The sequence below is a fragment of the Halosegnis longus genome (genome assembly GCF_009663395.1).
Taxonomy (GTDB): Archaea; Halobacteriota; Halobacteria; order Halobacteriales; family Haloarculaceae; genus Halosegnis; species Halosegnis longus.
Genome location: NZ_QKNW01000001.1, coordinates 2,364,229 through 2,382,781, shown reverse-complemented (window position 1 = coordinate 2,382,781; position 18,553 = coordinate 2,364,229). Strand labels below are relative to the sequence as shown.

The following is an 18,553-nucleotide window of genomic DNA, read 5'->3' as shown; positions in this document are numbered from 1 at the left end:
TAGTCGGCAGACCAGCGATGCGTGTTCTGTGTGGCGAGCGAGAGGTCGAAACTGTGGGATTCTGCAGCTCAAAGTGAGAAGCCACACTCTGGACAGTAGTTCGCGTTCCGGTGATCCGAGAGGTCACCGCCACATTCTGGACAAAATGAAGGAGGCTTTGAGCCTGACGCTGAACTGGGAGCGGCCTCGCTGGACACGTGGGTTCCGGACCCAGAATCGGCTTCGAGCGCGTACGCTGTCCCATCAGCAAACCCGACGTACAGGACCCCGTCGGCCATCAGTGGCGATGTCACGACCTCACCATCGGTCTCGAACTGCCACAACTTGCTCCCGTCTTTTCTATCCAGTGCGTAGACCGTCCCGTAGAGACTCCCAGCGTAGACTACGTCACCGACCACCGTCGGTGCCGCCTTCACCGACCCATCCGCCTCAAAGGCCCACTGCTCCCGACCCGTCGCTGCGTCCACCGCGTGGACCTCGGTATCGTGACTGCCGAAATACACGGACCCATCGACGACAGCTGGAGCTCCCGCCACCTCATCGCCAGCCCGGAAGCCCCATCGCTCACGGCCACTTGCCGCGTCAAGTGCAAAAACAGAGCCAGCTTTGTCACCGACGTAGACGGTGCTGTCGATCACTGTTGGTGAGGACCACACTGGTCCATTCGCCTCGAAGTGCCACCGCTCTCGCCCGCTCCCAGCGTCAATAGCATAGATTCGACTCTCGGGGTTCGTAGTCCCAATGTAGACTGTCCCATCGACGACGGCCGGTGACGACTGAAGTCCCCCTTGAGTATCGAACCCCCACTGTTCGCGCCCACTGTTTGCGTCGACAGCAAATACCGTACGGGAGTTACTCCCGAAATAGACAGTGTCGTTAACGACTGCGGGTGAGGTTCCAATATCTCCAAGCGTCTCGAATCGCCACTGCTCGCGTCCAGTCGCTGCATTCAGCGCGTATAGATGCCGGTCGTAACTCGCAGCGTAGACCGTCCCATCGACCACTGCCGGGGATGTGTTTACTGTCGCATCTGCGTTGAATCGCCACTGCTCGCGTCCATCGGTTCCAACCGCAACGATATCTTCGCCAGTTGCTGAGTAGACGGTCCCGTCCCAGTACGAAATCTCTCGGACATGGCCCCCAAACTCATCTTGCCAAGCAACCGTCGGCTCCGCGGAAAGAGGCGTCTGTCTCCTGAGGTCCTGATCAAACCGATGGGTCGGGTTGTGCATTCGAACCTGGCGCATCGAGCAAGGTGTGTTGTCCCTCTGATATAGACCTGAGGGAGCCGGTGAGACAGCGCGGACCCAGCGACACGACCGCGGTCGTCGGAGATGAACGGGTCACACGACTACGTCCCTGCGTACTGTCGTGGTCGTATGATAGACACGAGTCACGCTCGCTACGCCGGCTCAACCTGTGAGCTGGTACGCGTGGAGTCCCCCGTGGTTGTCGGCGACAATGATTCGGTCCTCGACTGCCGTCAGCGTCGCCAGGGGCCGGTCGCTGTCGACCGGAAGCGGGACAGTCCATCGAGTCGAGAGTGACTCTCGGTCAAGCGCATGGAGTCGTAACCCGGGGCCACAGACCACAATGGCATCGTCAAACACCAGTGGCGTGGAGACGCCACCACTTGGAGTTCCATCCCGGACACTGGGTGTGACAGTGTCGGCTGAGTGCGTCCACTGTTCGTCGAATCCCGTTGGGGCATCGAGCTCAAACTGCGCGACGACTGGCTGACCGGCCCAGCAGCTCACAACCCCAATCCCGGTTTCGGCATCGACAGCCAGCCGCGGCTGGTGAGGTCCCCCAGTCTGGTCGTCATCACTCCCGTCGGTTACTGATTTGAGCGGGAGGTCCCACGCACGCTCTCCGGTCGAGCGATCGAGCGCACGCACTTGCCCGCGGGCAACGACAAGCAGTCGCTCGCCAGCGACGACTACAGTCTCGACGCCATCGGCGGCTGGGAGCGTTTGCTGCCACGCAACGCTGCGGGCGGTTTCATCGATTGCCAGTATCGCCGGCTGTGTCAACGAATCGTCTGCCGTCCCGTAGCCGGTCGCAACATACACCATCCCGTCTGCGGCCGCAGCGACACCGAGTGCTCGTCCTGGTGCATCGATGACTGCCTCGTCATGTCCCGGTTGGTAGTTCCGAATCGTCGCATCGGTCAGAAACAGGTACCACCCGTTCGGCGTAATCAGCGGTGGCGCAACAAAGCCAGCATCCATGCTGACGGTCGCTTCTCGCTCGCCTGTTGCAACCTCGAAGGCGTGGAACGTGCCTTCGCTCGTGCCAGTGTACAGGAACTTGCGCTCGACGGTCGGTGCCCCAACGGGGTGGCCGTCAAGACTAGCCTGCCACCGACGTTCGCCAGTCGTCGCATCGATCGCGTGGAGGCCCCCCTCGGTCGTACACACGTACGCACACTCGTCGATGCCAACGGGACCACGCTCGACTCCACCTCCCGCGACCGTCGTCCACGCCTGTGTGGGTGCCGTCGCACCAACGCGTTGGTCGTGTACTCGGCCGGTACGACGGCGGTCAATCGCCGCAACGCCAACGTCGTCATCGAGCATATGCGAGTCCTCTCATTAGTGTCGTTGTTCGCTTGGACCGACAAATAACTCGGTCACGGCGTTGGTACCTCCAGACAGGGGTGAGTTGGCGACCGACTTCCGGACGGCGCATAGACGGGGACTGACGATGTGAATGGTGTACAAGCCGGCGAAGCACTGATGCCGGCAGCGAGTCGCCTCCAAGCATGGAGCTACTCGTCTGCGGGGACCTACATCTCAAGCCTGGCGGCGAGGCCCACCCTATCGAGGGCATCCCGATTGCGGATGGGATCGATTTTGCACTCGTTGTAGGCGATCTGACGCATCGCGATGGCCCCGATGACGTAGCCCTCGCGCGTGAATTCGTCGAGTACGTCACCGACGCGGTGCCGCTCTTGTATGTCCCCGGCAATCACGACCACATGCCGATGCCGGAGCGGGTGGTCGACGGCATTAACGACGCAGCAGTCGCCCACGAAACTGCCTTCGAGACGGGAGACTTCTCGGTCGTTGGATGGGGATGTACGCAACGGTCGCTCGAACCGCCCCTCGACGTGCGTGATTTCGAGCCGCTCGACCCGACGACAAAGCCGCCGAGTGAACGACGCTACGCAGCGGATGCAGCTGCAGACCAGTTACTCGAGGCCTGTGCGGCAGTCATCATCGAGGAGCAGCCAGCTTCTACAGTCGCGACAGAGCTTGGCCTGACTCGAGAAGAGCAGGCACGGTTCAAGACTGGCGTCGAAACAGTGGCAGCAAGATACGACACGCTCGAAGGGGTACTCACCGACGCCGAACACGCCCTGCTTGCGACTCACCTTTCACCGTACAATACGTCGTTCGACCGGCACCACTCGGTTGGCGACCGGGATGCAGCACTCGAAGTACTCCATACCGGCTCAATCGCCATCCAGCTGGCCATTCAGTCTCACGACGTCTTCACAGCGGTGAGCGGCCATACCCATGCACAGGGGTACGATGTCGGCACGGGACCGGCGGGGCAGCCACATCTGGTCAACTTGGGCTTCCGTGGTGTGGCTGAGTTCACGCTTCGCCCCGACGACGGGGCCTTCTCGTATACGACAGTGGACATCCCGTTTTGACTGCAGCTTCCTCCGGTTGACCCCGTCCTTGAGGTGGTGAGGCAACTCGCAATCCGGCTGCTAAGCGGTCTCTGTCTGATGATTTCTGTCTTCATACACCTTCGAGTTGCCGAACGCGAGCACCCTACGAAGCGATTCCGTCTCACCCCAGCGGATTTGGACGGTGAGGTTGCTCGTTACTCCCCAGCCGTCATGATCGCGCTCGTACAGTGCGTTCAACAGGGTGCGGTGGCTACGTGGTGTCGACTGGCACCGGAGGCCAGCCCACTCCAGCCTGCTGCCACCATGACGACCCCGACATGTGGGGAGCTACGCAGTGTAGAGAGCGTCGCGAGAGCGTGTTAGTACCCCAGCTGGTCGCGGATGAGGACGATCGTCGTTCGGTCCTCTTCGGGCTCTTGGCGCAAGATGAGCTGCTTGGCGATTGCCGATTCGACGCCGTACGCTTCCTGCGCGCGCTCGTTTTCGAGCGGATACGCGACGGACTCGAGTCGGTCAAGTGCAGCATCGAGCGTCGGGACAATCTTGTTGACTCCGCTGACGATGACGACATTGCTCGCAGCGAACGGGTAGGCACCGATTCGGCTGCCCGAGAGGTCGGCCGCAACGAGTTCACCGGACTGTGCAATGGCGTTGATCCCACCAAGGAAGTAGTCGGCCGTCTGTGACTGCCGGCGGGCTGCCTGCCGTTCGGCGTCGTCGTCGATGCTCCAGATCTCGTTCGGGAGTGCGTCCCACTCGTGGTCCCCGTCGGTCAGATACTCGATGAAGCCGATCTCTTCGAGTGTGGTCGAGTGACCGTTCATGACCGAGACGTCAGCAGGAATGTGCGACTGCAACGCCTCCAGCGCTTCATCAGCAGAGTCAACAACGATGACGTTGAAGCCGTTCGCCTCGAGGTTTTCCACGGTCGCGTCGATCGTCTCCTCGGCTGGCAGTTCATCAAGCGATCCGTCAATAGCAGTGTCGTCTGCGTAGTCAGATTTCTGTTGAGACATGTGTATGTATACGGTGAATCCGTAGCGAATTGAGGTACGACGGGGAATCCAATAAGCGCTCGCGGACGCCGGTGTTAGATGGTTACACCGATGCTATCACGGGCAGTGATACCGCTCGACACCCAGGCACACGTGGAGCGTGAGAACGGTATCGCTACCCGGTCTGTGATACGGATGGGCGTCGATTCCAGCGCGTCCGTCAGGAGTGCCGCCGAGAGTGTCGCTATCCACAGTGAGGAGCTTGAGCTCTGCTGTGTTCTCTCAAATGGATGGTGGAATCCGTTATTCGCGATACCGGAGACAACCTACCAGCAGCGCGATTACCGACACCAGCGGGGTGAAGCCGGACACTTGAGTTAGTGTTTTGTCTCCTTGATGTACCGTTCAACCACATCCTCTGAACCACCCTGTTTAGTATACAGAACGAGAGGTCCCTCTATGGACACACGAGAATCGATCAGTCATAGATCTCATCTCTACCAATGGTAAATATCGCGTTATCGCTGGCGCAAGTCGCCCTTGCGCTGGTTCTTGTGGTGTTGAATGGGTTTTTCGTCGCCGCAGAGTTCGCGTTCGTTCGGATACGAGGGACAGCGGTCGAGCAACTTGCTGAGGAGGGACGCACCGGTGCGAAGACGCTTCAGGAAGTGATGGGGAGTCTTGACGACTATCTCGCAACGACACAACTCGGCATCACCATTGCCTCTTTGGGGTTGGGATGGGTCGGCGAACCAGCCGTGGCGGCACTCCTCGAACCCGTGTTGGAACCGATTCTACCGGGAGGTGTTATCCATCTCGTCGCTTTCGCAATCGGCTTTAGTATCATCACGTTCCTCCACGTCGTCTTTGGTGAACTCGCGCCGAAAACGCTCGCTATCTCCCAAACCGAGCGGCTTTCTCTGTTCCTCGCCCCGCCGATGAAACTTTTCTATTACATCCTGTATCCGGGAATCGTCGTGTTCAATGGAGCTGCAAACACATTTACACGAGCACTTGGCGTGCCCCCTGCTTCCGAAACGGATGAGACGCTCGGCGAACGGGAACTTCTTCGGGTGCTAACCCGATCTGGTGAGGAAGGAGATATCGACGTTGCAGAAGTGGCGATGATTGAGCGGGTGTTCGACCTCGACGATATCGTGGTGCGAGAGGTCATGGTTCCACGACCGGATGTGGTGAGTGTTCCGGCCGATGCCACGCTCTCAGATATTCAGTCGATTATTCTTGAGGCTGGTCACACCCGCTATCCAGTTCTTGATGCCGACGACGGCGATCAAGTGGTTGGCTTCGTGGATGTCAAAGATGTGTTGCGAGCCGAAGTGGAGGACGAAGATGCCGAAGTAGTCGGTGACATCGTCCGAGAGATCATCATCGCTCCCGAGACGATGACACTGAGTAGTCTCCTGAGACAGTTCAAGGAAGATCAGCAGCAAATGGTCGCAATCATCGACGAATGGGGGGCATTTGAGGGGATTGCAACAATTGAAGACGTCGTTGAGGCGCTCGTTGGAGACCTCCGCGATGAGTTTGATATGGACGAGCGTGAAGCCTCGATTCGCCAGCATGGTACTGACGGGTACGACGTCGATGGAGGCGTCCCGTTATCGGAGGTCCGCGATGTGATTGACGAGGAGTTCACAAGCGACGAGGTCGAAACGATTGGTGGGCTCGTACTTGAGCAGCTCAACCGTGCGCCAGAACGTGGCGATTACATTGAGGTCGGTGGGTACGTCGTTGAGGTAACTGGGACTGAGGGGGCCCGAATCTCGACGGTCTGGATTCACGAAGACGGAGGGGATGATTCAGTGACGAACTGAGCGAGATTGCCTCGCGAGGATTCGGACACGTGTGGCACCTCTTGCGACAGTGTTCGTACCCTCCTCGTCTATCTGTTTGTACGCTGTTGTATAATCGAGGATTCGTGGTGGGCAGCGGCTCTATCTTGATTCAGCGAGTGACCTATCCGATAAGTGAGACCGGCCTCGCTACCAGTTAGAGTCGCAATGCAGAAGCTGTAATGTACAATTGCGCAACATTTAATCGTTTCCAGTAGTCAATTGACATTGAAACGATCCGTTCGAGACGTTTGTCTCACCACTCCGAACGTACTTCTCAGGGGGTGACCCCGTGATTCGGCAACATTATCAACACTAACCGCAAATTTCAAATTATTGGATGGTACAGGAACCTGAGTTTAGTATCCGGACGGTTATCGTCGAGCCGGGTCCTGCCGAGGAAACGAATCTTGCGTCGCAGTTGAGTTTCGAAGACGAGGAACGCCTTCACATTCAGACGGTCTCTGGTCTTGAGGAAGCACGAGCTGTTCTTGCTGGCGAGGATATCGACTGTGTCATCACTCGGCATGACCCTCCCGAGATCGACGGGGTCGCTGTACTCTCTGCGTTACGAGAGGAGTATCCGGAACTCCCGGTTCTGATCGCAGCCGGAGCGGTACACGCCGATCAGGTGCTCGACGGTTCAGCGACCGGGATCGTCGAGATGACCGATGGCGAGGTCCACAGCGGTTTCGTTGCTAACCAGATTGAGTCCGTCGTGTCTCGGGTCCGTGAACGCCAGGAGTACGAGGCACAGCTACAAGCGAGTCAAGAGACCCTGCGGCGACTCCACCAAATCACGTCGAATCCAGAGCGATTGTTCAACGAGCAACTGCACCAGTTGCTCGGGTTCGGGGCCGACGTGTTCGGGGTGGATATCGCGTTCCTCTCACACATCGACGCGGAATCGAATGACTTCGAGATCGTCGCCGCACAGGGAGAGCACGAGCTGATCCAGGCGGGACTGACCAGTGAGCTGTCGAAGACGTACTGTCGTCGAACCATCGCTACCGAGACTGACTCGCCGTACGCTGTCGAGAACGCAGCAGAAGAGATGGGGACAGACCCGGCATTCGAGAAGTTCGGGTTAGGGTGTTACATGGGTGCCCGTATCGACGTGAACGGAGAGCTGTACGGGACCCTGTGTTTCGCGGACGAAAATCCTCACCGGTCGGACTTCTCTGAGGGGGAGGAGGCACTGATCGAGATCATGGCGCAATGGCTGCGCCAACAGCTCGAACAGCAAGAGTATCGCCAGGAGTTGAAATCCGCGCGGGACGAACTGGCGCAAACACTAGAACGGGTCGACGACGCGTTCTTCAGCGTCGATACGGAGTGGCAGGTCACGTACAGCAACGAGATGGGGACTGATGTGCTTCGGGAAGCGATGGCGATCGACCCCGATGCCGACGTCGTCGGCCGGCATCTGTGGGAGAACGTCCCCGAAGCTGTCGAAACCACGTTCTATCAAAAGTACCACGAAGCACTGGACACCCAGGAGTCCGTCTCGTTCGTGGAGTACTTCCCGCCGCTTGCGGTGTGGTTCGAAGTTCGGGCGTATCCGGATGAAGACGGACTGTCGGTGTACTTCACGGACATCACTGGGCGGAAAGAGCAAGAACAGGAACTCGCCCGGTTCCAGGACCTGCTCAATCAGACGGAGCGCGTCGCCGACGTCGGCGGCTGGGAGATCGACGTGGCGACGATGGACGTCTTCTGGACGGAGTACATGTTCGAACTCCTCGGCGTCGAGTACGAGGAGGAACCGTCACTCGACGAGGCGCTGGACGTGTACCTGGAGGCGGACCGGCCGATCATCGAGCAGGCCGTCGAGGAGGCGATGGAATCGATGGAACCGTTCGACGTGGATCTCCGCTACCGCAAGTCCGAGAACGAGATCCGCTGGCTTCGCGTTCAGGGCGTGCCGATCACCGACGAGGCCGGGGAAGTGGTGATGATTCGTGGCGCGGCCCAAGACGTGACGGAGCGTAAGGACCGCGAGCAGACACTCAACGATCTGCTCGCCGCCTCACAGGCGTTCATCGAAGTCGCGAACCAAACTGAACTCATCGGGGTCCTTATCGACGAGGTCGAAGACGTGTTCGAATGCGGAATCGCGTCGGTTCGACTGCACGACCCCGAGTCTGGGACCCTCCCGCCGACGAGATACTCCGCCCAAGCGCGCGAGACCATCGATGACCCACCCGTTTTCGAGGACGACGAGGGACCGGCCGGGCGGGCGTTCCAGTCACAGGAACCCGTCGTGATTGACGATCTGTCCGGGGCGACGGGTGTCGATTACGGGCCGGTCGAGTCGGGGATGTTTCTCCCGTTGGGTGAGCACGGGGTGCTCGGCATCGGGTCGACGGCAGCGGACGCGTTCGAGGAGGGCGACGCTGCGCTTGTCGAACTCCTGGCGATGACGGCAGTCAGCGCCTTAGACCGGCTTGAACGGGAAACGGAGATGCGCCGACTGCAGCGCGCACTCGGTCAGCTCGACGAGAAAGTGTTCCTGCTGGACGAGGAGGGCGTGTTGACGTTTGTTACTGAACTGCTGGCAACCTACTTGGGCCATGACGCGGCCAGCCTCCACGGGTCATCCCTCTCCGAACTCGTTCCCTCCAGTGAGGTATCCACATACGAGGCCGCCCTTGAGAGGGTTCGAACGTCGGGAAGAACGACCGTTGAAACTGAACTGAGAACCGACGACGGGGACGTGCGGCCTGTCGAATTCGAATTCTCCGCGACGACAATCGGGTCGGGAGATCTGGCGATCGCAGGCGTCGTCCACGAAATCAGTGAACTGGCGACGACGCGCTCGCATCTCGAAGCCGAGCGAGACCGGTTCAAGGCGATCGCGGACACGACGTTCGACCTGCTGTTCCGCTTCGACCGCGACGGCCGGTTCACGTACGTCTCCTCGGCGTCTGAACGGATTCTGGGATACGCACCTGACGAGATGATCGGCGAGCCGTTCGTCGAATACACTACCGAAGAGTCGGCGTCGAAAGCGATGGCTGCGTTCGAATCAGTGCTTGACGGCGGCGATATCGAGGACGTCGAGCTCGACATACTGACTGCTGACGGTGAGACGGTGACGCTGGAAGTGAACGGCACACCGGCCATCGAAGATGGTGATATCGCCGGCGTCCACGGTGTTGCTCGTGATATTACGGAGCGAAAAGAGACGCTACGCGATTTACAGATCAAAGATCGGGCGATCGACGGAGCACAGGCCGGAATCACTCTCGCGGACGCGATGCAGCCGGACGAGCCGTTAGTGTACGTGAATCAGGGGTTCGAGGAAATGACTGGCTACGACGCATCGAGTGCCACCGGGCGAAACTGTCGGTTCTTGCAGGGTGAGCAGACTGATCCAAGCGCCGTTGCCACACTGCGGGAACACATCGATGCACACGAGCCCGTGTCTGTCGAACTCGCCAACTACCGGAACGATGGAACGCCGTTCTGGAATCAGGTCCGAATTACCCCGGTTCGAGACGGGACGGGTACCGTGACGCACTTCCTCGGGATTCAGAACGATGTCACCGAGCAGAAACGCTGGGAGCAATTGTTCGAAGTCCTCAATCGGGTGCTTCGACACAATCTCCGAAACGACTTGGGCGTCGTGAGCGGACACGGCGCGTTACTCAGCAGTGGTGCCCACGAAAACAGCAGGGAACTCGGGCAGAGAATCGAAAAGCAAGCCAAGGAGTTGCTGGAGCTCGGTGAGAAAGCACGTGACCTCGAAGTGATCGCGAATCGAGATATCGACCCACAACGGGTCGATATTGATTCGCTCCTTGCGGATATCGTTGCATCGTATCGCAGTGATTACCCGGATGTCAGGTTCGACATGTCCGTCCGGACCGACCGCGCGCTCTGTGCCGGCGACGAAATCGAAGAGGCGCTGTCTGAACTCATCGAAAACGCCGTGAAGCACAACACGGCCCCAGAGCCACGCGTCACGATCGACGTGAGAGAAGACGACGAGTGGATCGTGCTCTCGGTCACGGACAACGGGCCAGGGATCAACGACATGGAGGCAAACGTCATATCGAAAGGCGAAGAACACGCCTTAGAACACGGCTCGGGACTGGGGCTGTGGCTGATCAACTGGTTCGTCGAGATAATCGTAAGGGCTTGGTGGAACTACACAGATTGGTCGGCCCACTGCTTTCGGCTGGTGGATGCGTCCTGTATTCAGCACCGATTTCGTAACAGCAGTAACGGATTTCAACAGAGCCAGATTAACTACTGTAAACTTTCCAGATTCTCTTATTCTAGATAGGAAAGAAATATACAACGAACGCTCGTAAAAAAAGTGGGGAGAGGGGTGGTGGGAGAGAAGATGCGAGAAAGACAAAACCCGACGCGGGATTGAAACAAGACGTCGCTGAATACGTCACTGTGAGCAGTATCGAACTCACTGTGACGCCAATGCACGCGGACGGGGCCCCGACGATGACACTGGAGTTCGCCGCCGCCGTGACGCTTACCATGCATAACTCGATGTGGATGCCTGAGGATGACGAGCGGTTAGATTGTGATTCGGTTTACACTCGACACCCGGTATGTGCCTGTCCAGTATTAATCGTACGGCCCGAGCCGGCTTCCGTACCCACACCGACAGGATGCGGGCGCCGACTACGCGATGGCAACTGTCGCAGCACTCACCAAGACTGCTTTTAGTATAGTGACACGACTCGTCGGTATCTCGACGATCATATCCTCGGGGGACGAGGCGTACGATGGACCGCTGTTCGGGCAGGTGATTGGAATGGCCGGGACGGTTCCTGAGGGATTCCTCGCTGGATTCGTCGTCTGGCGAGTCCCGCGACTTCGCGTGTGGCGTGGCGTTCTAGCCGGGCTCACGGCGATGGTCTTGATGTACCCCGCGAGCGCCCTACTCAACGTGGTGGTCGTATTGCCGCTTCAACTGTTGGCTGTCGGGTCCGCCGGGCCGCTGTCGGAGTTGCTCTGGCTGCCAATAGTGGCACCGATTTGGGTAGCGATTTCGGGTATACTGCGTCCACGACGACGCTCTGGCTCAGCTTGCTGGCTGGGGCGCTCAGGGGACACATCCACGAGTACGGTCGAACGGAGTCCACCGCGATCACAATAGCCCAACGGCTGGACGTTCAGGTAGTAGATTGAATCTTGACCTCGGGAGAGCCCTGTGTCTATCATAGATTCTGGACCAATTGCTCAGTAGACTTGCCTATCAATCAGTAGTCGCTACTCCCCACGAGACTCTATCCCACAGCCGCTCGTACCCATAGTAGGTCCCTGTCTTGATGACGTTTGAGACAAGGCCGATACTGAGGGCATCACCGGTATTCCCAGTAAAAAAGAACGCGACAGAGATAGTGATGACCACCATGAGTGTCCGATATAGGAGCGTCTTGATGAGCGCCCTTGACATCCGCTGATGAGGTGACTGTGCCCATATGTTCTGAATCCCCTGCTTCAGTCTCTTGTACAGACTCATCTAAGCCAAGTGGACCCACGAACAGAAATAGACGTTGTGCCTGCAAACCTCACTACTGGTATGTTCATTCCATATATCTAACACTCATTCGAGGCGTGGCTGCGGGTTCGAGGCGGACAGAGACGCGAACGCGGCATGGAACATCCTTTCTAGCGGCCTCAACGACGTAGGAGTGGGACACTCCGAATCAACGCCTATGGGGACTGCACTCCCTGTGGACACCTCCGTGTCTGCAAAGCGCGTCGTGGAATCAGGAAGCCCTATCCTCAAGGAGCGAACCGCGTCAGCGGTGAGTGAGCAGGGTAGTTCACTGACGGTCTATCGTGCGTCTCTCGGACAGGTGCTGACACCGAGTACTGAGTAAACACCACAGGACTTGGTCGCTGCTGTAAACAGTGCGACGAGTGCGATAACGCCAAGCACTGGAGCAGCAATCATCGGGAGTTCTACCTGTCCAGCGAGGACAGCTAGAGAGAGACCACCTGCAGATGCTCCGAGGGCAGTACGTACGCTCTGATCTATTGAGCCGACGTTTGTTTCCATACACTATGCCACGGGATCTGGCATCTTAAATTGTTCTGTTGGTTTGCAAACTTTTTACAATATTTAAGCAGTGTAGAACGCACAGAAGGGAACTAAGCGACTTTTCACCCAGGTACTGTTGTTCAAATACTGCACGATTACAACGGCTAGATTCACAGAGAAATATAGAGTTGTTCTACACCAACCGTGGGAATATGCCTCCCCCTGTATGAACGAAATCCATGGCAGGCGAACAATTGGCTGGGACAGTACTGATGGGAGTCGCTCTTGTCGTGGTGGTGACGTACCTGTCCAGGGCAGGAACACTTCGGTCACTGGATATACGAGGAGCCTTTGGAGGGGGAACGACGGTGAGCAACGCGAAACCATCTGGCGTTCTCCGATGGCTTACTACAGTTGATCACAAGGATATCGGGATTATGTATGGCGTCTATGCCATAGCGATGTTTGTCTGGGCAGGAGTTGCAGCGACGATAATGCGAATCGAACTCTCAACTCCAGGGATGGATGCACTTGCTGGTCTAGGTGGAAGTGCATTGTACAATGGCCTTCTCACGAGTCACGGAATCACGATGCTCATCCTGTTTGGGACGCCAATTCTAGCTGCGTTCTCAAATTATCTGATTCCGCTACTGATCGGGGCTGATGACATGGCGTTCCCCCGTATCAATGCTATTGCGTTCTGGCTACTCCCGCCGGGGGCAATCCTTGTTTGGGCAGGCTTCTTCTTAGACCCACTGACGGGAGGGGCTGTTGAGGCAGCTCAAACGTCGTGGACAATGTATGCACCCTTGTCAGTGGAACAGGCAAATCCGGGTGTTGATTTGATGCTACTCGGGTTGCACCTGACCGGGATTTCCGCTACCATGGGGGCGATTAATTTCATCACCACAATATTCACCGAACGTGGAGACGAAGTGACGTGGGCGAATCTTGATATTTTCTCGTGGACTGTACTAGTTCAGTCTGGACAGATTCTGTTTGCATTTCCGCTGTTGGGAAGCGTCCTGATTATGTTACTACTTGATCGTAACTTCGCTACAACGTTCTTCTCAGTTGAAGGGGGAGGCCCAATCTTATACCAACACCTGTTCTGGTTTTGGGGGCACCCCGAGGTGTACATCCTTATTCTCCCAGCGATGGGGCTTGTCTCATGGATTATTCCGAAGTTCTCGGGGAGAGAGCTGTTCGGGTACAAATTCGTTATATACTCGACACTGGCAATCGGTGTGCTCTCCTTCGGTGTGTGGGCTCATCATATGTTCTCTTCTGGCGTTGACCCCCGCATTCGGGCGAGTTTCATGGCAATCACCCTCGCGATTGCGATACCAACAGCCGTCAAGCTATTCAATTGGATTGCGACGATGTGGAATGGAAGAATTAGGCTGACTGCACCGATGCTGTTCTCGATCGGGTTCGTTGCAAATCTGGTTATTGGCGGCATTACCGGCGTGTTCCTTGCCGCAATCCCTGTGGATTTGATCCTGCATGATACCTACTATGTCGTTGGTCACTTCCACTACTTCTTGATGGGAGGAACAGTGTATGCAGTGTTCGCCGGGATCTACTACTGGTACCCACTTGTGACCGGAAAGATGTACCAGGGCGCACTCGCGAAATGGCATTTCTGGCTCACAACTATCGGTGTGAACCTGACGTTCTTCGCAATGTTGCTTCTGGGATATCTTGGAATGCCCCGTCGGTACGCCACGTATGAATTTAACAGCCTCATCGCACCGTTAGCACAAGTAACAACGCTCCACCAAGTCGCAACAATTGGCGCGTTCTTTATTATGTTCGCACAAATCATCTGGATTTGGAATATGGTCCAGTCGTATTACGAAGGGCCTGACGTCGAGGACGGTGACCCATGGAATCTCAAGGAAATCGATCAATTCTCCCGTGAGTTCCAGTGGTTTGAAGAGCAATTTGTCCTCACAGATGGTGGAGAAGAAGAGAGAGAAGATTCAGAGTCCTCGACAAATAAGAATGAAGTGTAGAAATAAGTCGAGATAACTCGGGACTTGGCTTAGACCAACTGCCCCCTTATCCTGTCTCAGCCTAACCGTTAGATGTGACAATCACTCCGGAAGGGCACCTGGCTCATACTGACAGCTCAGTACTTCATCGTCACAGTGTCACTGAGGTTGATTTCTTCATATTGAGACCTGTGTATCACTGCTCAGCCGGTAGAACGGGGGTAGCATTACATGTATGAATTCGTGTTCACCATCCAGCGGCAACCCGATCACGTCTACACCGACTTGTTCCAAGCACATACCAGTCTACAGTCACACAGTTTCTATATCTCGACATGCCCCAATCGGATGGTGCGACTCGAGTCAATCATCGGCGAGACAGGTGCGCTTGAAGCCGCAACTGAGGCCGCATTGAACCCGTCGTTGGACCGTGAATCGATTAGTGACAGAGATATTGGGGCAACACGTTATCATGACCTGCTGACCGATACGTCCACGCGTCGAGTGATCTACTCATATCTTGGCGACATTCGGTACCGTGACGCAGTCGCAACGATCACATCCCAGTACATCTCTGATGGTGCGTTAGTGGAGGTATTCAAACAAGCCGACACAGAGCGGTATCGGGTACTACTCCGATCCGATGAAAAGATGGGATTAATCTATGATACTATCTCCGCACGTATTGGAGCGGATGTGACGTTCACGTTTGAGCGGCTTGATGAGTCAAGCCAGTGGCGAAATGAGTTAGTCACTCCACAAGCACTTCCCAACGACCAACGAGATATACTTACCCACGCAGTTGACAGGGGATATTTCGAGACTCCACGACAGGTCTCTATCGCTGACCTCGCAGCTGATCTCGGGATACCCGAATCAACAGCGTCATATCGACTTCGGAGGGCAACCGCACAGCTCGCCGAGCATTACGCATCACAGTACCCAGCTGACCCATGACTCCAACGAATCCAGACGGCAGCCACACCACAGACGACGAACCGTATCCAGATGATATCTTGGTGAGTCCAGACTGGGTTGAGGCCCATCTAGGTCAGTTTACCAGCAATGACCCATCATACCGACTCCTCGAGGTTGACGTGGACACTAGTTTCTATACGGAACGGCATATCCCGGGGGCTATCGGACTGGATTGGCGTAATGATCTCCGCTCCGAGTCAAGTCGTGATATCGTTGGCCCAAGCGAACTTGAGCGCGTTTTGGGCGAGTGCGGAATCACCGAGGACACGACAATCGTTGTCTATGGTGACAATGCCAACTGGTTCGCAACTCACTTCTATTGGATGATGAGTTATTACGGCCACGGAGATATCCGTGTGATGGACGGAGGCCGGAACTACTGGGAAGAGCATGGATATCCGATGGAAACATCGGTTCCAGACCCCAAGCCGACCAACTATATTGTTCAGGCACAGCACAGTGAATTGCGAGCGACACGTGAGGATATTGAAGCTGCCATTGGCGATTCAACCCAACTAATTGATGTTCGCACTCAGGAGGAATACACTGGCAAGATTACTGCGCCGCCAGGATCAAACGAGAGTGCCTTACGCGGTGGGCATATACCGGGCGCAGTAAACGTATTTTGGGCAGAGAACATCAAGCCAAATCGGAAATTCAAATCGCCGTCACAACTTGCTGCAGTGTATCGTGATAAGGGACTATTACCTGAGGAACAAACCGTCACATACTGTCGTATTGGGGAGCGTTCAGCAGTAACGTGGTTTGTGCTGCACGAGCTACTCGGTTATGAGCAGGTAGCCAACTACGATGGGTCTTGGGTCGAATGGGGTAACATGATTAATGCCCCAATTGAGACCGGAGAGTGAATCCCGACGGTGGGTCCGATTGGCCGTCCACAAAATCTGGTTTATGATTACGTGATGAAGGCTGGCTCGCCAAGTATTTCACGACACGCCCATTATTGTGCACGTGGGACATCATACATTTGATGCAGATGGAGCAGCGGAACTTGAGGATGCATCTAAGCGGTATCGACGTATCTCAGAAGAGGAACTGTTGTGGGCACTTGAACCGTCATCAGAGACCACGGTCGCTGATTTAGGCAGTGGGACCGGATTCTTTACCGACGTGATTGCGCCACTATCTGATCATGTCTATGCCGTCGATATCCAAGAGGAGATGCATGAATTCTATCGAGAGAAGGGAGTCCCCGAGAATGTTGACCTCATCCTCTCTGGGATTGAGGAGTTGCCATTCGAGACTGATGAGCTGAATGTGGCGTTGTCGACGATGACGTACCATGAGTTTGCGAGTGAAGCCGCCCTGGAGGAGCTAAGACGTGTGATTGTATCGGACGGAAAGCTGGTTGTATTCGATTGGGCAGCTGATGGACCGGGAGATGCCGGACCACCAGTTGATGAGCGATACAGTATCGACGAGACAACCACGAAGCTCGACGCCGCGGGATTCGATGTCTCTTTCCAAGCGATACGTTCAGAGACATTTCTTGTGATCGCCTCACCAAACTGAGACGACAGCAGTCTTCCCGTGTTATAGATTTTCGAACGCTTCGTCGACGAGCTCACCCGTGTCGGCGATGATATCTGCCATCTCTTCATCATCTGGCGCCATCCCAACTAGCCGGGCAATACGCATAATCGAGGTGTGGTACACAATCTGTGTACCGGGGTCTTCTTGCCAGATAACAACATTACACGCCATGAGTGCGCCGAGTTTGTTGTCAGTAGCTTCGAGGGCCCGGTCGGCGACTGATGGATTACAGGCGCCGAGCACGTAATATGGGTCGCGACCTGCATCGACCTTCTCGTTAAGCATCTCAGAGGGGGAAAATTCGACGGGAACACCGAACCCTGCATCAGTAAACACACTACGGACGTGTTCAATCGCGTCGTCATGGCTCATGTCGAGGGTGGCACGCGCTTCACCGATATCTTCTGGAGCAATTTCTTCGGGGTCAATTGGAAGAGACATTCGTGTAGTATAATGGGCATAAGACACAAATCTCTTTCGGCGAGGGACACCGCTAAGGCTGCATTATACTCGTACCCGTTACTGGATTAGAATCTAATCCGCCCAGTATTGTGCCATAACAGAATAACTTTCATTGGTGTTGGCACTCTATTTTCACTAATGAGAACCACATCTATCCGTGAAAGACTAAGCACTGATGTACACACTCCCGAATTACTAGACTGTGTCTACGGCCTCAACGATCGAGACAAAGCCGTATTTCAAGCCATACACAGGGCAACAGAGGAGTGCACTGCCGATGAGATCGCGGCCCAATTGGCGTGTGACCGGTCAACAGCGCATCGATCCCTGTCGCGGCTCGTAGAATTGGACATCGTAATTCAGCGAAGGGTGGAAAGTAAGCATGGGTATTATTACGAGTACCGGCTACGAGAGCCAGGGAAAATTGCACACGATATGCAAGCATTGCTAAACGATTGGTACTCGGTTACGGATCAACTAATCCGGCAATGTGACTTCTCGACAGAGGAGAGTTCGATATCTCAGGAGTAGTTGCTACAAGTCTCTCAGTGCCTTGTGGTTGAATCCAGATGTCGTACTACTCTGTCCTAATCAGAAGTAAATCAAGACCGGTCCTACCCATCACCTGCTCAATGGAGTCGCCCTGGCTGAAGAATATATTGTACAATATTCACAAGACTATTACCAGAGCAGTACGTACATGTGATTGATGGAAGCACAGTCAACTGTAGCAAACACTGTTCGCTCACTTGATGAGGGTGATATAACGACTGTTGTCGGCGAGGAAGGAGTCGGACTCGTTGAGTTCTACACCGAATGGTGTGGATCGTGTACGCAGATGGAGCCGGTTCTTGAGGATTTGGCACAGGAGACCGATGCTACGGTAGTAACAGTAGACATCGAAACGAATCTTGAGACAGCAATCGAGTTTGGTGCCCAGAGTACGCCCACGTTCGTGCTGTTCGTGTCAGGAAGCCCGGTGAAGCGGCTTCGTGGTAGCCAATCTAAGGAATCACTCAAGGACCTGATAGAACAGTACACTGCGTAAGCAACAT

15 protein-coding genes and 1 pseudogene are annotated in these 18,553 nt (G+C 55.9%); 10 read left to right on the top strand and 6 right to left on the bottom strand.

Going from position 1 to position 18,553, the window contains the following annotated elements; translation table 11 throughout:
• Positions 1-68: 68 nt before the first annotated feature.
• Together DM818_RS12900 and DM818_RS12895 are read right to left on the bottom strand one after the other, a co-directional pair.
• Positions 69-1,247, bottom strand: a complete 1,179-nt coding sequence (locus DM818_RS12900; protein WP_075936336.1) for an outer membrane protein assembly factor BamB family protein — start codon at positions 1,245-1,247, stop codon at positions 69-71.
• Between the two features lie 165 nt (positions 1,248-1,412).
• The gene (locus DM818_RS12895) at positions 1,413-2,579 is read right to left on the bottom strand and encodes an outer membrane protein assembly factor BamB family protein (RefSeq protein ID WP_075936337.1); all 1,167 of its coding nucleotides are present in this window, start codon (positions 2,577-2,579) and stop codon (positions 1,413-1,415) included.
• Positions 2,580-2,764: 185 nt separating this feature from the next.
• Here DM818_RS12895 and DM818_RS12890 point away from each other — a divergent pair, with 185 nt between their 5' ends.
• Entirely contained in the window at positions 2,765-3,661 is an 897-nt protein-coding gene (locus DM818_RS12890; RefSeq protein ID WP_075936338.1) for a metallophosphoesterase family protein, read from the top strand.
• 341 nt (positions 3,662-4,002) lie between these two features.
• Here DM818_RS12890 and DM818_RS12885 read toward each other — a convergent pair whose 3' ends face one another.
• A complete protein-coding gene (locus DM818_RS12885) occupies positions 4,003-4,659 on the bottom strand; it encodes a lactate utilization protein (protein WP_075936339.1) in 657 nt (218 codons plus the stop codon).
• Positions 4,660-5,141: 482 nt separating this feature from the next.
• Here DM818_RS12885 and DM818_RS12880 point away from each other — a divergent pair, with 482 nt between their 5' ends.
• Both DM818_RS12880 and DM818_RS12875 read left to right on the top strand, forming a co-directional pair.
• Positions 5,142-6,473, top strand: a complete 1,332-nt coding sequence (locus DM818_RS12880; RefSeq protein WP_075936340.1) for a hemolysin family protein — start codon at positions 5,142-5,144, stop codon at positions 6,471-6,473.
• A gap of 736 nt (positions 6,474-7,209) precedes the next feature.
• Positions 7,210-10,782 (top strand): PAS domain S-box protein, encoded by a 3,573-nt coding sequence (locus DM818_RS12875; protein ID WP_172977321.1) that lies wholly within the window; start codon positions 7,210-7,212, stop codon positions 10,780-10,782.
• Positions 10,783-11,715: 933 nt separating this feature from the next.
• Here DM818_RS12875 and DM818_RS12870 read toward each other — a convergent pair.
• Complete coding sequence (locus tag DM818_RS12870; protein ID WP_079988845.1) at positions 11,716-11,982, bottom strand: DUF2061 domain-containing protein; 267 nt, start codon at positions 11,980-11,982, stop codon at positions 11,716-11,718.
• An 85-nt stretch (positions 11,983-12,067) separates the two neighbouring features.
• Between DM818_RS12870 and DM818_RS12865 the strand changes: the two are divergent.
• Positions 12,068-12,280, top strand: a pseudogene (locus tag DM818_RS12865) (RNA-guided endonuclease TnpB family protein); the annotation flags it as partial.
• Positions 12,281-12,300: 20 nt separating this feature from the next.
• Here the strand turns inward: DM818_RS12865 and DM818_RS12860 are convergent.
• Positions 12,301-12,525 (bottom strand): YgaP family membrane protein, encoded by a 225-nt coding sequence (locus tag DM818_RS12860; protein WP_153952670.1) that lies wholly within the window; start codon positions 12,523-12,525, stop codon positions 12,301-12,303.
• Between the two features lie 221 nt (positions 12,526-12,746).
• Between DM818_RS12860 and DM818_RS12855 the strand changes: the two genes are divergently transcribed.
• The 4 genes from DM818_RS12855 to DM818_RS12840 all read left to right on the top strand — a co-directional run bounded on the left by DM818_RS12855 (position 12,747) and on the right by DM818_RS12840 (position 17,015).
• Positions 12,747-14,525 carry a cbb3-type cytochrome c oxidase subunit I gene (locus DM818_RS12855; RefSeq protein ID WP_075936343.1) on the top strand — a complete coding sequence of 593 codons (1,779 nt, stop codon included), beginning with the start codon at positions 12,747-12,749 and terminating at the stop codon, positions 14,523-14,525.
• Positions 14,526-14,735: 210 nt separating this feature from the next.
• A complete protein-coding gene (locus DM818_RS12850; protein ID WP_075936344.1) occupies positions 14,736-15,461 on the top strand; it encodes a helix-turn-helix domain-containing protein in 726 nt (241 codons plus the stop codon).
• Positions 15,458-16,351 (top strand): sulfurtransferase, encoded by an 894-nt coding sequence (locus tag DM818_RS12845; protein WP_075936345.1) that lies wholly within the window; start codon positions 15,458-15,460, stop codon positions 16,349-16,351. Before DM818_RS12850 ends, DM818_RS12845 begins: the two co-directional genes overlap by 4 nt.
• 103 nt (positions 16,352-16,454) lie before the next feature.
• Complete coding sequence (locus DM818_RS12840) at positions 16,455-17,015, top strand: class I SAM-dependent methyltransferase (RefSeq protein WP_153952669.1); 561 nt, start codon at positions 16,455-16,457, stop codon at positions 17,013-17,015.
• Positions 17,016-17,036: 21 nt separating this feature from the next.
• Here DM818_RS12840 and DM818_RS12835 read toward each other — a convergent pair whose 3' ends face one another.
• Complete coding sequence (locus DM818_RS12835) at positions 17,037-17,477, bottom strand: DUF302 domain-containing protein (protein WP_153952668.1); 441 nt, start codon at positions 17,475-17,477, stop codon at positions 17,037-17,039.
• Between the two features lie 159 nt (positions 17,478-17,636).
• On the opposite strand from DM818_RS12835, the gene DM818_RS15405 reads away from it, so the two are divergent.
• Complete coding sequence (locus DM818_RS15405; protein ID WP_197738621.1) at positions 17,637-18,029, top strand: helix-turn-helix domain-containing protein; 393 nt, start codon at positions 17,637-17,639, stop codon at positions 18,027-18,029.
• 178 nt (positions 18,030-18,207) lie between these two features.
• A complete protein-coding gene (locus DM818_RS12825) occupies positions 18,208-18,546 on the top strand; it encodes a thioredoxin family protein (RefSeq protein ID WP_153952667.1) in 339 nt (112 codons plus the stop codon).
• The last annotated feature ends 7 nt before the right edge of the window (positions 18,547-18,553 follow it).

What these genes read in the sequence shown, in the direction of transcription:
- DM818_RS12860 (WP_153952670.1), bottom strand. Translation starts at nt 12,525, where the DNA reads ATGGAAACAAACGTCGGCTCAATAGATCAGAGCGTACGTACTGCCCTC.
- DM818_RS12850 (WP_075936344.1), top strand. Translation starts at nt 14,736, where the DNA reads ATGTATGAATTCGTGTTCACCATCCAGCGGCAACCCGATCACGTCTAC.
- DM818_RS12825 (WP_153952667.1), top strand. Translation starts at nt 18,208, where the DNA reads ATGGAAGCACAGTCAACTGTAGCAAACACTGTTCGCTCACTTGATGAG.
- DM818_RS12885 (WP_075936339.1), bottom strand. Translation starts at nt 4,659, where the DNA reads ATGTCTCAACAGAAATCTGACTACGCAGACGACACTGCTATTGACGGA.
- DM818_RS12890 (WP_075936338.1), top strand. Translation starts at nt 2,765, where the DNA reads ATGGAGCTACTCGTCTGCGGGGACCTACATCTCAAGCCTGGCGGCGAG.
- DM818_RS12855 (WP_075936343.1), top strand. Translation starts at nt 12,747, where the DNA reads ATGGCAGGCGAACAATTGGCTGGGACAGTACTGATGGGAGTCGCTCTT.
- DM818_RS12880 (WP_075936340.1), top strand. Translation starts at nt 5,142, where the DNA reads ATGGTAAATATCGCGTTATCGCTGGCGCAAGTCGCCCTTGCGCTGGTT.
- DM818_RS12835 (WP_153952668.1), bottom strand. Translation starts at nt 17,477, where the DNA reads ATGTCTCTTCCAATTGACCCCGAAGAAATTGCTCCAGAAGATATCGGT.
- DM818_RS12845 (WP_075936345.1), top strand. Translation starts at nt 15,458, where the DNA reads ATGACTCCAACGAATCCAGACGGCAGCCACACCACAGACGACGAACCG.
- DM818_RS15405 (WP_197738621.1), top strand. Translation starts at nt 17,637, where the DNA reads ATGAGAACCACATCTATCCGTGAAAGACTAAGCACTGATGTACACACT.
- DM818_RS12870 (WP_079988845.1), bottom strand. Translation starts at nt 11,982, where the DNA reads ATGAGTCTGTACAAGAGACTGAAGCAGGGGATTCAGAACATATGGGCA.
- DM818_RS12900 (WP_075936336.1), bottom strand. Translation starts at nt 1,247, where the DNA reads ATGCGCCAGGTTCGAATGCACAACCCGACCCATCGGTTTGATCAGGAC.
- DM818_RS12895 (WP_075936337.1), bottom strand. Translation starts at nt 2,579, where the DNA reads ATGCTCGATGACGACGTTGGCGTTGCGGCGATTGACCGCCGTCGTACC.